General features: G+C 65.8%; 15 protein-coding genes. 9 read left to right on the top strand and 6 right to left on the bottom strand.

The features are described from left to right. Window positions 1-41: 41 nt before the first annotated feature. From EO156_RS11365 to EO156_RS11390, 6 genes are all read right to left on the bottom strand, one after another. Window positions 42-374: a hypothetical protein gene (locus EO156_RS11365; protein WP_005911477.1), complete on the bottom strand. Its 333-nt coding sequence runs from the start codon at window positions 372-374 to the stop codon at window positions 42-44. Window positions 375-550: 176 nt separating this feature from the next. Then, complete coding sequence (locus EO156_RS11370; protein ID WP_005911476.1) at window positions 551-1,048, bottom strand: hypothetical protein; 498 nt, start codon at window positions 1,046-1,048, stop codon at window positions 551-553. 199 nt (window positions 1,049-1,247) lie between these two features. Beyond that, a complete protein-coding gene (locus EO156_RS11375; RefSeq protein WP_003484581.1) occupies window positions 1,248-2,564 on the bottom strand; it encodes an amino acid permease in 1,317 nt (438 codons plus the stop codon). Continuing rightward, window positions 2,561-3,337 (bottom strand): L,D-transpeptidase family protein, encoded by a 777-nt coding sequence (locus tag EO156_RS11380; protein WP_016850306.1) that lies wholly within the window; start codon window positions 3,335-3,337, stop codon window positions 2,561-2,563. The genes EO156_RS11375 and EO156_RS11380 overlap by 4 nt, the downstream gene beginning before the upstream one ends. Window positions 3,338-3,596: 259 nt before the next feature. Continuing rightward, a complete protein-coding gene (locus tag EO156_RS11385) occupies window positions 3,597-4,694 on the bottom strand; it encodes a dipeptide epimerase (protein ID WP_016850305.1) in 1,098 nt (365 codons plus the stop codon). Beyond that, entirely contained in the window at window positions 4,691-6,103 is a 1,413-nt protein-coding gene (locus EO156_RS11390; RefSeq protein WP_016850304.1) for an SH3 domain-containing protein, read from the bottom strand. The genes EO156_RS11385 and EO156_RS11390 overlap by 4 nt, the downstream gene beginning before the upstream one ends. 372 nt (window positions 6,104-6,475) lie before the next feature. Between EO156_RS11390 and EO156_RS11395 the strand changes: the two genes are divergently transcribed. The 9 genes from EO156_RS11395 (at window position 6,476) to EO156_RS11440 (ending at window position 13,036) form a co-directional block, all read left to right on the top strand. After that, window positions 6,476-7,282: an N-acetylmuramoyl-L-alanine amidase gene (locus tag EO156_RS11395; protein WP_016850303.1), complete on the top strand. Its 807-nt coding sequence runs from the start codon at window positions 6,476-6,478 to the stop codon at window positions 7,280-7,282. Between the two features lie 91 nt (window positions 7,283-7,373). After that, entirely contained in the window at window positions 7,374-8,120 is a 747-nt protein-coding gene (locus EO156_RS11400) for a M15 family metallopeptidase (RefSeq protein WP_005927046.1), read from the top strand. Window positions 8,121-8,386: 266 nt separating this feature from the next. Further along, window positions 8,387-8,584: a CPXCG motif-containing cysteine-rich protein gene (locus EO156_RS11405; RefSeq protein WP_003484563.1), complete on the top strand. Its 198-nt coding sequence runs from the start codon at window positions 8,387-8,389 to the stop codon at window positions 8,582-8,584. Between the two features lie 221 nt (window positions 8,585-8,805). Next, entirely contained in the window at window positions 8,806-9,183 is a 378-nt protein-coding gene (locus EO156_RS11410; protein ID WP_005911463.1) for a hypothetical protein, read from the top strand. Between the two features lie 226 nt (window positions 9,184-9,409). Continuing rightward, a complete protein-coding gene (locus EO156_RS11415; protein WP_005923024.1) occupies window positions 9,410-9,763 on the top strand; it encodes a hypothetical protein in 354 nt (117 codons plus the stop codon). Window positions 9,764-9,995: 232 nt separating this feature from the next. Beyond that, entirely contained in the window at window positions 9,996-10,397 is a 402-nt protein-coding gene (locus EO156_RS11425; RefSeq protein WP_029829553.1) for an EF-hand domain-containing protein, read from the top strand. Window positions 10,398-10,434: 37 nt separating this feature from the next. Continuing rightward, window positions 10,435-11,187, top strand: a complete 753-nt coding sequence (locus tag EO156_RS11430; protein WP_003484555.1) for an HAD family hydrolase — start codon at window positions 10,435-10,437, stop codon at window positions 11,185-11,187. Between the two features lie 365 nt (window positions 11,188-11,552). Then, window positions 11,553-12,125 (top strand): hypothetical protein, encoded by a 573-nt coding sequence (locus EO156_RS11435; protein ID WP_016851590.1) that lies wholly within the window; start codon window positions 11,553-11,555, stop codon window positions 12,123-12,125. Between the two features lie 293 nt (window positions 12,126-12,418). Beyond that, window positions 12,419-13,036 (top strand): hypothetical protein, encoded by a 618-nt coding sequence (locus EO156_RS11440; protein WP_046830697.1) that lies wholly within the window; start codon window positions 12,419-12,421, stop codon window positions 13,034-13,036. Window positions 13,037-13,151 lie beyond the last annotated feature (115 nt).

Here is a 13,151-nt window from a genome sequence, read left to right on the forward strand (position 1 = left end):
CGCGATGCAACAACGCCACCTTGACGGTGGCGTTGCCGTTTCTAGCGTTTAGGCGTGTCGTCGCCAGTGACGAAATCGGCCGCGTTTTCCCAGGCGCGCTTGACTGCATGCCGCGCCTTGCTCCAACTCAGCGACGAGGTGCCGCGCTTGGCTTCCCAATCGCGATGCAACTCGGCTTCGACCTGGTCGTAAGCGCGCGCGTTGTCGCGGATACGCGCTTCATGACCTGCGAGATAAGCACCTTCGTAGTCTTCGTAGCGATCGCCTTCGGTGTAATACGGCTCTTCGGTGAAGCGTTCGCGCCAATACGTCGATACGTTCTGGCTGCGGTCTTCGTCCGGCGCCCGGCCCGGAATCTGATACGGCACGTTCATGCGCGTCTCCGTGGTGGATGTGCGCACTACCCTAGGTCGCTTGCCGTTAATTTCATTGCCATGGCAGGTGAGGAGTACATCAACGCAGCAGGTTCGACACGGCGGCGTAGACCAGGCTTTTCAACGCGCGATCGCGACAGCGTTGCGCGGCATGGAGGGCGGTCTTGGATGGCGCTTCAGGTGGTCGCCGAGGCCGCTTCATACGGCAACGGGGTTGCACCGGCAGCCACCATGGCGGCCTCGGCCTCCTGCAGCGCCGGCTGCTCTGCATCGATAATCACCAGTACGCGCCCGGCCTGGATTTGCTCTTCGAACTGACGGCGTACCGGATCGGGCACCGTGGCGCCGATCAACGCCGACGACCAGCTACCGACCAGCGCGCCAGCCAGTGCCATGACGCCCGCGCCGGCCAAGGTCAGCCCGATCGGGGGTACTGCAATGGCGACCAGGCCAGCCACCAGGCCAGCCGCACCACCGGTGGCGGCGCCGCGCGCGGCAGCAGGGAGGAAGTCGGTTTTGACGTCCTTCCGTTCGTCTGGCACGTCCTGCAGCTCGATATCGGAGCGAGCGATCAACGACAGCGCATCGTTGTCGATGCCGGCACTGCGCGCGGCCTGCAGCACGCGCTGAGCGCTGTCGAGATCGGCGGTGCTGTAGACATGGCGAAGTTTCATCGCAAGCTCCCATGCAGATAGAAGCGCAGCGTTGAGTGCACGCGGTTAGGCGTGCGTGAGCGCTGCGCGAGCATGCCGCGAAATCGCAGGTCACCGCGCGGGGAGCGTCTCACTGTCCGATGCACGGGAACCTACACAAAACATGGTGTGGTGCGGGCATGCCGCTTCAAAGGCTGCTCAACAGCAGTTCGTTGTGCCCTCAGCCGCCTTCGACCCGCTTGCGCGGAAACAGATAAAACACCCAACCGACCAAAAGCGCCACGCCTGCTGCGGCCAGATTCTGCCAGCTGGCGCTGGCCAGCAGGCCCAGCGACAGCACCAAGGCGGCGATGGGGATGGCCGGTCCGCCGGGCAGGCGCAACGTGTCGGTGCGCTGCCGGTACCTGCGCGCCAGCACGATCACTGCCGCGGCGGTGCCGATGTAGGCGAACAGGCGGGTGACCATCGACAGCAATGCCAGCTGCGTAAACGATCCCGACAACGCCAATGCAAGCGACAACGCACCCTGCGTGAGAACCGCCGCTGCGGGCGTGTGGAAGCGCGGATGCACGCGTGCCAGAAACGCAGGGCCATAGCCATCGCGCGCAAGCGCAAACAGAAAGCGCGGGCCGAGCATCACGGTGTTGCTGGTGGTGCCGAGGATGGAAATGGTGGCGCCCACGGTGAGGATCAGTGCCAACGCTTCGCCACCGAATCGGCTTGCGGCATCTGCCAGCGGCGTCGGCGAGGCCGCAAGGTTGGGCAGGGTGCCCTGCGCCACCACCTGCACCGCTGCGTAGATCAGGGTGACGGTAACGATCATGGTGATCAACGCAAATGGCACATCGCGCCGCGGGTTGCGGTATTCGCCAGCGGCTGCGGGAATGTTTTCGAAACCTGCGTAGGCGAACAGCAGCAGCAAGGCCGCTTCACCGAGATTGCCCAGGTCGCGCAGATCGGGCGCGGTGCCGGCAAACGCCCATGACCAATCGACATAGAACAGGCCGATCGCCACGAACAGCAACAACGGCACCAGCTTGCCGATCACCAGCGCGATGCCGGTACGTGCGGCCGATTTCACGCCGATCACGTTGATCGCGGTGAGCAGGCCCAGCGAGCCGACGACGACCAGCAAGCGCGCCCAGGTATCGGTGGCGGCGGTGGGCCAGAACCGCGCCACTGCGTCGGCCAGGCCATTGCTCAAGGCAGCCGCCGAACTGATGCGCGTGAGCCAGATCATCCAGCCAATCTGAAAACCGACGAAAGGGCCGAATGCTTCGCGCGTGTAGAGGTAGCTGCCGCCCGGCGTATCGAAGTAGCTGCCCGCCTGCGCGTAGCACAGCACCAGCAAGGCGACTGCAAGGCCGGCCAGCATCACGGCCCACAGGCTCATCGGCCCGAGCAGCGCGGCGGTTGCGGCAGGCAGCAGGTAGATGCCGCTGCCGATGACATCGTTGATCGACAGGCCGACGATCTGCCATCGGCTGACGACGCGGACCAAGCCTGTCGCGTCCGGCGCGGGCTGCGGTGTGCTCATGGCGCGTCCCCGGTCAGTGCGGGCAATTGCCATGCAGTGTGCAGGTGCGCGTATTCGGCGCGTGGCAACAGCACGAACAGCGGGTGATCGTCCGGCTTCAGCCAGGCGAGCAAGCGTTGCATGTCGGCCGCCGCCATCGCGGTGCAGCCGGCGGTGAACTGGCCCGGGGTACGCCACACGTGCGCGAAGATGCAGCTGCCGCGTCCGGGAACGGCCCTGGGGTTGTGCGCGATGACTAAGCCCTCGCTGTAACGCGCATCGCCTGCGTGGCGCAGATCCAGGCGCATCGGCTCGGTCGAGCCGGCAACGGCCGCCTCGCCCACTTGCGCGGCATCGACGATGCGGTTGTACAGCGGCGAGCTGGGCACATCCATGCAGTAATGGGTAGCGCTCATCGCCTGGTACGGCATCGCGCTGTCGATCTTCGACGCATAGCCGAACGCCGGGCCAAGGGCGAAGACGCCGGCAGGGCTGCGGCCATCGCCTTCGCGCTTTTGCGGGCCTTGCATCTGCGCAGGATGCAGGCCCTCGCCCCAGGCACTGCCATGCCGCCCGAGCGCGACGGCGAAGCTCTGGGCAGCCGGTTGCCATTTGCCATCCACACGGGTGAAGGTGCGCAGACGCGCCTGGGTGCTGTCCCAGTCTGCGGTGGTCACCACGATCAACGTGCGTGCATGGTTCAACGCATCGATCGGGCTGGCCGCGATGGCAAGACTGCTACAGCTTGTCAGCGCCAGCAGCACAAAGGATCGAAACACGATGGCAAGGCGCATGCAGGCTCCGGGCAATGGTCGAGCGGGATGAGTCTAAAGGCGAGACACGGTTGTCTGGAAACGGCGCGCTACGGTGGTGCGTGACCGACGCCGCGTTGTCGCTACTGTACTCAGCAATGCTGTTGCGTGGTGCATGTGCGTGCTGCGCACCAGACAGGCGCGTCCCTTGCTCGGAATCGGCGAGCAACGCTGGTCACACCAACGTTACAGCGCGGTCTGCTTCCACTTGGGGGCTGTTCGCCGCCCGCGTCGGCCGCTCTCACGCCGGCAACAGCTCCAGCCCACGAATGCGGCGGATGCCCAGTCCCGGCGAATCGTCGATGTGGATCTGTGCCTCGTCGTACCGCACGCCGCCCTCGGTGGGGTCGAACTGCCCAAGCGCGGGCGCATCCAGATCGGCCAGGGTGATGCTGTCGGCCTTGGCCACCGCCAGATGCACCGCGGCGGCCACGCTGATGCTGGATTCGATCATGCAGCCGATCATGCATGGCAACCCGTACAACCCGGCGATGTCGGCGATGCGGATGGCATTGGACAGCCCGCCGGTCTTCATCAGTTTGATGTTGATGATGTCGGCGGCGCGACGCTGAATCAGCGCGATCACCTGCATGGGCGAGAAGACGCTCTCGTCGGCCATCACCGGCGTGTCGATGCGTGCGGTGACGAAGGCGAGCCCGTCGAGGTCGGCGGCCTTGACCGGCTGCTCCAGCAGCTCCAGCGCGATGCCGCCATCTTCCAGCGTACGCATGGTGCGCACCGCTTGTTTGGGCGTCCAGCCTTGATTGGCATCCAGCCGCAGCGATGCGCGCCCAGCGACTGCGGCATGAATTGCCGTGACGCGTTCGACATCCGACTCGATGTCCTTGCCGACCTTGATCTTCAGCGCGCGATAGCCGTGCGCGAGCGCCGCTTGCGCCTGCGCCACCATGGTGTCGATGGTATCGGCGCTGATGGTGATGTCGGTCGTGACGCGCGGCGTGCCGCCACCGAGCAACTGGTACAGCGGCGCACCAAAACCCTGCGCCCACAGATCGTACAGTGCGATTTCCACCGCGGCCTTGGCGCTGGTGTTGCGTTCGAGCGCGTGTTGAACGAGCCCGCATAGCCGGTTGAGATCGGCCACGTCCTGTCCGATCAGCTTGGGGCCGATGCAGTGTTCGATCGCGGCAACGATGCTGCCATGGGTATCGCCGGTGATGGGTGCGGTGGCGGACGCGGCGCCATACCCGATGTGGCCGCTGTCGGTCTGCAACAGCACCACCACGTCCTCGATTGCCTGCACCGTGCGCACGGCCGTCTTGAACGGTGTTTTCAGGGGCACGCGCACCATGCCAAGCCGGAAGCCGGTGATCTTCATAATGTGCCCGTTGGAAAAACCCTTTGAATGCGGGTGATGTGGTCGATGAATGCAGTGCCATCGCTGGCGAGCAAGGGCAGCAATGGGGTGACCGACACACCATTCAAACGCGCGCGCTGCACGCTGCCATCGGCCGCGCGGTAACTGGCCCCGGCCACATCATGGATCACCCATGGCGCACCATCTGCATGTCCGATCACCAGCATCACATGGCCTGGAATGTAGACCAGATCGCCAACCTGCAGCTGTGCGAGCTGTTGCAGGCGTTGCGCCAACGGTGCGCCAGCGTCGAACGCGACACTGTGCAGCACCGTGCTGCGCGCCTGGTCGCCGGTATTGCGAGGCAGTGCGAGGCCGAGGCTGCGATAGACATCCAGCACGAAGCCGCTGCAATCGCGCGCATCGTAATCGTTGCCCCAGCCATAGCGTTCGCCAAGGAATTTGAAGGCCTGCCGGAGCAGTGCGGCGTCGGTGGCGGGCAAGGCGCCGATGCGCACATCGGCGCCGCGCGGCATCAATGCCGGCACTAGCTGCAGACGCCCATCTGCACTGCGCAGTGGCAGTTGCACCACGTAGGCCGCTAGCGGCAACTGTCCGTTGACTGGCTGCTGCGGCGACCAGTCGCCGAGCAAGGGCAGGCTGGTGCCCATATCCAGCGTCAGTGCAGAAATCGCCGGACTTTCGGGCGTGTAGGCGGTCTGCGCGCGGGCTGCGGTAACGATCAGGCGCGGGCCGCGTTGTGCGTAATTCAGCACCTCGGTGCGGTTGCCTTCGGCAAGCTGCGTGCTTGCGATCCAGGCAGCGTAATTGGCGGCGACCACGAACTTCCACGCCCCATCGGCGCTGCTGTGCAGGATCGCCACCGGCGTGCCGGGATACAGCGCCGATTCCTGGAAGCGGTCGATATCGCGGTCGTCGGTACTGGTAAACACACGCTGCGCGGTGGGGAAGGTCCGCAATGCTCCACGTGCGACGACCAGCGCAAAGTGCAGTGGCACCTGTGCGGGTATCGCATCCAGTGCCAAGGCCTTGCGCAATGTCGCCAAGCGTGCGGTATCCAGAAGCCGCCCATCTGCGTCGTACAGCGGACGCGTCGGTATTGCCGATAACGCGTCGATACGCGCTCTCACATCGGTTGCGGGCAGTGTCTGGGGAAGCTGCGCGATGTCGTGCATCGATGCATCGTCGCGCAGCAGGCGTGCATTGACGTCAGCGATCTGCGCGGGATTGATCCGCGGCAGCTGCGCGTTGCGGCTGCGCCGGATCCAATACTCCGGGGTGAGCTGCGCATCGCTGACGACGAAGGGCGATGCTTGCGCAACCGGCGTGGCAGCAAGCGCGGGGGCGGCACCGTAGGGCAAGGCGAGCGCGATCAGCAGCAACATCAGCAGGTGGCGCGACAGTGGCATGCAGGGCTCAGGAGGAAGGCAGCCGCTGGCGAGCTGCGAGGCAAGGCCGATAGTGGCATGCGGCGCAGGGCGTATCCATAGGTCCTGGCTGCGTAGCGACCACTGCCGGCAATGGACATTCGGGGGCGCGTTGGTAGCGGAGCGTGCAGCAAGTGAGTGAGGCTCTTTGCCGCAGCCGTGGACGCGCGAGTGGCCGTTACTGCCGTCACCGCAATGGCGATGCTTGCCAAGATGCGAGACACCGCCTACGCCCGACGACGGCAGCGCGCAGGGCACCGCGCTGCCGACGCTCCCACCTGCAGACGGCCGCGCAAGCACAACTCGGCGGATAATGCGACGGCGCAGGTCGTCCGGCCTTCCCAGGAGCAATCCATGCTGCCCAGCTGTCCTCTCTCGTCACCGGCCTGGCTGCGTACTGCCGTTTGCCTGGTCGCGCTGTCGCTGGGTGCCTGTGCGCACGCACCGCAGCGCAATCCGCTGGCGCAGTGGGTGCCATCGCCCAATTACGACACGCGGCGACCGATCCTGATCGTGTTGCACTTCACCGACCAGCATTCAGTCCGGCAAAGCCTGAGTACCCTGCGCGGCCGCAACAGCGGTGGTCGCGTCAGTGCGCACTACCTGATCGGCGAAGACGGGCAGCGCTACCAATTGGTCAGCGATGGGCAGCGCGCCTGGCACGGCGGGGCCGGTCGCTGGGGCACCATCACCGACATCAATTCGGCCTCGATCGGCATCGAACTGGACAACGACGGCAGCGAGCCGTTCGCGCCGGCGCAGATCGACAGCCTGCTGGTGTTGCTGGACGATCTGTGTCAACGCCTGCGTATCCCCCGCACGCAGATCGTTGGCCACGAAGACGTGGCCCCGACGCGCAAGAACGACCCTGGCCCGCTCTTCCCCTGGAAGCGCCTGGCCGACGCCGGTTTCGGCCGCTGGCCCGCTGCGGACGCGCCCGCAGCCCCGGAAGATTTCGACCCATGGCAGGCGCTTGCCCTGATCGGCTACAGCATCGACGATCCCGCCGCCACCCTGCAGGCGTTTCACCACCACTATCGCGGCAACAGCGCCACCACCCTGGATGCCGAAGACCTGCGCATCCTGTCTGCGTTGACCAACCACGCGAGACCTTCCAGCCTGCGGCCGGCGCTTGAGTCAACTGAAGGCGACAACCGCTAGGCCCACAGGGATCGCGCCATGCTGTAGGCGGTGGCGAAAGACGCGCGGCTTGATCTGCCGCGCAAACGCGGCATCTTGCAAGGGAACGGACATGACGGACAACCTGCTGTTTCGGAATGGGCGCTGCTGGCGGCAATGTGTTGTGCAAGGCGTTTTGCTGATGAGCGCCGTGGTGCCATTTGCACTGGTCGCCGGCGAGGTGCATGTGTCCTCGGCAAGGACCGCTGCAGAGGCCGGCCTTGTGGACGTGCACGCCCTTGCGCCGGACATCGCCTTGGACATGCGGTATGCAAGCAGCAACAACTTCACCGGACGGGTGGTGCCGGGGTATGACGCGCCGCGGTGTTACCTGTTGCGGCCGGCTGCCGACGCATTGGCACGGGTGGCGCAGACGCTCAAGGCCGACGGCTATCGGCTACAGGTGTTCGATTGCTATCGGCCGGTGCGGTCGGTGAACGCGTTCGTCACCTGGGCTGCGGATCTGCAGGATCAGGCGACCAAGCCGCAGTACTACCCGCGGGTGGCCAAGCGCGCACTGCTGGGCGATTACATTGCGCCCACCTCCGGGCACAGCCGTGGCGCGACGCTGGACCTGGGCTTGCTGGAGTGCCGGCCGGCCGGGTGCCGTGCAGTGGACATGGGCACAGGATTCGATTTCTTCGATGCGCGGGCGCACACCGACGCGCCCGACATCAGCGCAGCGCAACGCGCGCACCGCCAGCGCCTGCGGCAGGCGATGGCTGCCGAAGGATTTGCCAACTATCCGATGGAATGGTGGCATTTCACGTTTCGTCCCGAACCCACGCCCGAGACGGCCTACGATGTTCCGGTGGACTGACAGCGGTCAGGCAACACGCTCTTCGTCGCTGATCGATCCGGTGCTGCTCGCGATCGGTTGGCCGCTTGCAAGACGCGTGGATGCGACACGCAAGCAGCTAGTGTGGATGCAGTGCATCGTGTCGACGTCGGGCGCTCGCTCGCCTCACCAGCAACGGCGCAAGCATCAGCGCAGGGCCAGTCGTACACTCCGATGCCCGCCAGCAGCACCGGCCGGCGTCGCCCGCCACGTCCGGTCACTCGCCTCGACAGATCCAAGGAACCGCCATGTCCGACCCGGAACGCTTTGTCGATATCGCCTGCCCGTACTGCGGGGAGTGGATCACGCTGGCGCTGGATCTGACGGGCGGCGACCAGCATTACATCGAAGATTGCCAGGTCTGCTGCAAGCCGATTGCGGTGAGCGTGCGCTGGGACGAAGAAGGCGAAGCGCAGGTGAGTGCGCGCGGTCAGGACGACGCCTGAGCCATTGTGCGGGCCGCCGCATCTGACCTGCCTGTGGTTGCGATGCGCGACAGTAGCGCCCGACAGCGTCCGGATGCCGGCAATCGCCTGCCATCTGCAGGTCGCCACGGCTGCCACCGGCATGGCAGCCTCCAGTTCGTTCAGGGCGCCTGCATCGTGAGGCGCGCGTATCCAGGCGCTGCAGCCGCTAGACTGGTGCGCCTGCTGCCTGGATCGTCACAATGAATTTGCCCCTGCATTTCGGCCTGCTCGGTTCACTGGAGGCCGGGCTGATTGCGCTCATCCTGGGCGTGGTGGTCTTTGCGGCGGTGGAGCGGGGCGGGCGGCGGCTGCAGTTCAACCATGGGCACACGCTGGGCATTGCGTGTCTGCTGGCCGTGGCCATCGGTGCCGGATACGACATCTGGCATCTCGTTTACACCAGCATCGTGCGACTGGAATCGCCGCTGTATGCGCGCCTGGCGCTGGCCAGGATCCACGACCCCAACGAACTGGGCTCGCGCGTGGTGCTGGAAGTGGCCGGCGCGCTCGCGGGCGTGGTGCTGGGTTGGAAACTGTTCAGTTCCGGGGGCTGGGAAAACGACCCGCCAAGTGCCTGAGCGTGCGGCATAAAGTGCGGGGCGGGTCGCACATTTTCATGCATTGAATGAGGTGCTTCGGTTTGACTCACTCGTGCCTAACAGGCGGTTAGCCGCAAACATTCAGGCTGTGGTTAAAAGACTGTTTTGCGCGAAATTGCGCCGGGTTGGGCGTTCATTTGCGATGGGTAGGGTGGTGCCATGTGCGGCGACACCGCGCATTCCCAAGCATAAGGAGACCACCCTAATGAAGAATCGCAACCGCACCTCGCTGCTCGCCGCTACCGCCGCTCTTGCTGCCGCCTTGGCGCTGCCGGCGATGGCGCAAAGCACCTCTCAGGACGCCGCGGCGCAGTCGGGCAGTTCGGCCACCGCGGCACAGTCGAGCGGTGCAAGCTCCGGTGGCGGCCAGACCTGGGCCAGCGTGGATACCGATAGCGATGGCGCCATCAGCAAGCAGGAAGCGCAGGTCAACGCCGGCCTTGCGCAGATCTTCGATCAGGCCGACGGCAACACCGATGGCAAGCTGACCCCGGATGAGTACAAGGCGTTCGTCGCCAAGCAGCAGGGTGGCGGTGCCACCGGTTCGCAGGGCAACTAAGCAAGGCTCAGGCACCTTTGAGGTTTTGAGAGTGACGCATGCAGAGCGCTGGCATACAGCCCCGTCAGCGCTCTGCGACAAGCACTAACCAGCATTAGCAACAGGATGGACACGCGGGAGCGATCTGCCAGGGTCGCTCCCGTTTTGTTGACGTCTGCCGCGTTAGGGTGAGCCGTTCCACGTCGGGCGCTCATCCATCATGTTGCACTTACGTCTTGCACTTCTGCTCGGGTTGGCGAACCCCGTGTCTGCGCTCGCCGCGCCGCCGGAGCTGCCACGCGCCACCCCGACGGCGTCGGTGCCGGCGAGCGCTGGCAACACCACACCGGCGATGTCGCCGTTGCCGATCGATCCGCCGGCTCCGGCCACCACGCCCTTGCTGCCGACGGCACCCGGGCCCGCCAGGTCCACGAGCGGTGCCGAGGCGTCCGCTGCCGTCGTCGGCAGCCTGGCACCGCGCAGTTTCCGTAGCCTGGATACAGACGCCGACGGATCGCTGACGCTGGCCGAAGCAAGCGCCGACCCGGTGTTGCGCGAAAACTTCTCCAGCTTCGACAGCAACGGCGACGGGCGCCTGTCGCGCGAGGAATTCGCCAGCTATCAGCCTGGCCCGGGCGATGCCGCAGGCGATTGAGCACGGCGCCATACCGGTGCGCTGCTAAACTTGCCCCATGAGCTCACTTGCACAGCGCGACGGCCAGGCGATCCAACTGGTCGGCTTCGATGGCGACGATACCCTCTGGAAAAGCGAGGACTATTACCGCACTGCCGAAGCGGATTTCGAAGCGATCCTGGCCGGGTACCTGGATCTGGGCGACAGCCGCATGCAGCAGCATCTGCTGGCGGTGGAGCGGCGCAACCTCAAGGTCTTCGGGTATGGCGCCAAGGGCATGACGCTGTCGATGATCGAAACTGCGATCGAACTGACCCAGGCGCGCATTGCCGCGCACGATATCCAGCGCATCGTCGAGATCGGCCGTGCCACGCTGCAGCATCCGGTGGAAGTGATTGCCGGCGTACGCGAGGCAGTCGGTGCGATTGCCGCCGATTATCAGGTGGTGCTGATCACCAAGGGCGACCTGTTTCACCAGGAGCAGAAGATCGAGCAATCTGGCCTGGCCGATCTGTTCCCGCGCGTGGAAGTGGTGTCCGAAAAGGATCCCCGGACCTATGCGCGCGTGCTCGGCGAATTCGGTTTGCCGGCGCAGCAGTTTGCAATGATCGGCAATTCGCTGCGTTCGGATGTGGAACCGGTGCTGGCCATCGGGGGTTGGGGCATTTACACCCCGTACGCGGTGACCTGGGCGCACGAACAGGAGCACGGTGTCGCTGCCGACGAACCGCGCATGCGCGAAGTGCCCGACGCCGCCGGCTGGCCGGCAGCGGTGCAGGCGCTGGAAGCGTTGGCGCGGCGGCAGGGCTAGAGCGTGTCATGTACGTTGAGGTGAGTGCGAAGCGTCCTGTGGCGCGTCGAGACAAGGCGTGCGCTGCGGCCCAGGCTGGCGGCCTGGGCAAGGCGCGCAACGCGGTCTCGGCGCGCCACAGCGCGCTTCCCGGAGGGTTGGCGGCCAGCGGCACGGAGCGGGCGCCGCGCAGCACCCGCTCCGCACCGCTGGCGGCCAACGCATTTCATCTCAACGTGCATAACACGCTCTAAGCTGTGCCGGGGCGCCGCGGGCTGGCGACACGGATCTGGCTCGATGCGTCACATGCGGGCGCTGCATGGCGCCCAACGACAGGATGTTTACGGCCGTGCATGTGTGCATGGCCGAGCTTGGAGCGAGTGCCGATGACCATGTTGTCCATGACCCAGCGCGCCAGCCTGGCCTTGTTGCTCTTGCTGCTGATCGGTGCCGTGCCACTGGCCGCCGCCGAGCTGGAAGAAGAAATCATCCATCCGAGCGAAGTCATCTTTCGCAACGGGCAGCCTTACTACGACGACGGTGGCGACTACATCCGCCTGCAGACCCGTCAGGTGGATGGCGAGCCGGTGTATTTTCGCACCGTGCGCTTCGATCGCGAGCAGGGCTACGTGGATGCGCAGGGCGAGAGCGTCGCCAGGTTGCAGGCTCGACCGAGCGATCGCGATCGCGGCGCCGGGTTTGTCGGCGCCGGGTACGACGAGCGGTATGTGGGCGATGGCGGATATCGGGCTATTGGTGGCCCACTTCGCCTTGGCGCTTCGCGCAATCGCCCCTACGGCCAGATTTACTATGGAAATGGTCTCTATGGTCCGGATCCGTACAGCAGTCCGCACAACCGCGACGCGCGCCAGCGTGACATCGGTCCTGGCTACATCGGCTCCTGCGATCTGAGCGGTTGCCGCGAGGTCCACCAGTTCGGGTTTTACGACCTGCGTTAGGAGTCAGGGGATGGCCCGCGCCATCCACCGGACGTATCGTGCGGCATCGCCGTGCAGCTCGCAGTGTCCGATCTTTCCCCTAACCTTCGACTGCGCGCCGTTGCCGATCAGCACCGCAAGGGCTGGTCGGAATCAGAGCGTACTGGGCCGCTGCGGCCTACGCGCTCATCTATGCCGATAGCGCACCTGGGGCTCCGGTGCGCTTCCTCGCCAGGCGTGGGTCGTTGAAAAGCGTGGTGCCTGGCGCCCGGCAGCGGCGCTTGATCCGGCGTCCGCCTGACAGCACCGCACGCATGCGGCATCATCGCTGCATGCCCGTATCCCGCTCATCCGTGTTGCGCTCCGTGTCATTGCTGGTGGCATCGCTGTGGCCGGCGCTGGGCGCCGCGCAGGCGCCGCCGGCATCGGCGACCGCAGCTGCAACGGAAGAGGCGGCGCCTGCGGTGACGCCAGGCACCGGCGACGCCTGGGTGGATCAGCACCTGGCCGATATGGGCAGTTATGCGCAGCGCTATCCGGCCAGCTTCATCGACGAGGTGGCACGCTATACCGGCACGCCGCGCGCATACGTGCAGGCGCTGCTGCAAGTGCACGGCTGGCATGCCGGGGATATCTATTTCGCGTGCTTCTGGGCGCAGACCGTGCAGCTGTCGTGCCGCGACACGGTACGCGCCTACAGCCGCGACCATCGCGATGGCTGGGAGGGTGTGGTCACGCGGCTGTCGGTGGCACCGGACAACCTGCACATGCGCGCACTGCGGCATGCCATCGTCGCCAGCTACGACCGCTGGGAACGTCCGATCACCCTGGACGCATTGCTGCGGCGTCAGCTCGGCGATCATGCGCAGCGCCTGGAAGCGGCGCGCCAGGCGAGCGAAGCGGCCGAAGCGGCGGCGCAGGCCGGGCTCTGACGCGGTCGCTGTGGCGTCGCGCTATGCATTTCCCGGCATGGCGCGGCCGTCTGCGTACTACGCGCCGCCTGCGATGCTGCCGTGCCGCTGGTCGACGCAGGGCGCGGTCGGCGAG

The organism is Xanthomonas sp. DAR33341 (assembly GCF_003992815.1).
GTDB lineage: Bacteria > Pseudomonadota > Gammaproteobacteria > Xanthomonadales > Xanthomonadaceae > Xanthomonas > Xanthomonas cissicola.